The organism is Haladaptatus ordinarius (assembly GCF_054177595.1).
This window is the reverse complement of sequence record NZ_JBPEHH010000276.1, coordinates 1-1,003: the sequence shown is the minus strand read 5'-3', so window position 1 is coordinate 1,003 and position 1,003 is coordinate 1. Positions and strand designations below refer to the sequence as shown.

Sequence of the window (1,003 nt, the reverse complement as noted above, 5' to 3'; positions counted from 1 at the left end):
GGAGGCGGCGAATCGAATTTCCCAGAGGCTCGCGCACTCCAGTACTGACCGAAACGCAGGCAGGCTTAACTACCGTGTTCGGGATGGGTACGGGTGTGTCCCTGCCGCTCTGGCCGCCTTAACGTCGACTCACGGAATCGAACCGTGATGGGGATACCAATCGTCGATGGTTCTGTCACCGTATGTATGTGCAATCCAGTTTGCGCCTGGACTCACACCAGGTGAGTGGTGTGATCCAAATGCGGTATGAGTGTGTGGCATTGACCAGTTAGTACTCGCGGGCTGAACACCTCGTTGCCTCGGTGCGTACACCCCGAGCCTATCGAACTCGTCTTCTACGAGCGGTCTCAGGTGGTATCTCTTTTTCAGGTGGGTTTCGAGCTTAGATGCGTTCAGCTCTTACCCCGTGGTGCGTGGCTGCCCAGCACGCGCCTTGTCAGACGACTGGTACACCAGTGGCACCCATTCGGAGTTCCTCTCGTACTATACGAACGTTCCCGTCAGATACCGTAACACCCCCAATAGATAGCAGCCGACCTGTCTCACGACGGTCTAAACCCAGCTCACGACCTCCTTTAATAGGCGAACAACCTCACCCTTGCCCGCTTCTGCACGGGCAGGATGGAGGGAACCGACATCGAGGTAGCAAGCCACCGGGTCGATATGTGCTCTTGCCGGTGACGACTCTGTTATCCCTAAGGTAGCTTTTCTGTCATCAATGGCCCGCATCAAGCAGGCTCATTGGTTCGCTAGACCACGCTTTCGCGTCAGCGTCCCTCGTTGTGTAGGACACTGTCAGACTTCCTTTTGCTCTTGCGCTCTTCCTCGAGTCTCCGACTCGAGTGAGGAAATCTTGGGGCGCGCTCGATATCTTTTCGAGCGCGTACCGCCCCAGTCAAACTGCCTGGCTACCGGTGTCCTCCGCCAGGAGTGAGGGTCGCAGTCACTACCGGGTAGTATTTCAGTGATGCCTCGGTGGCCCGCTAGCGCGGGTACCTGTGTA

At 57.0% G+C, this 1,003-nt stretch carries 2 rRNA genes; both read right to left on the bottom strand.

Going from position 1 to position 1,003, the window contains the following annotated elements:
* Positions 1-121 (bottom strand): 5S ribosomal RNA (gene rrf, locus ACR3FF_RS27180).
* 127 nt (positions 122-248) lie between these two features.
* A 23S ribosomal RNA gene (locus ACR3FF_RS27175) occupies positions 249-1,003 on the bottom strand; the annotation flags it as partial.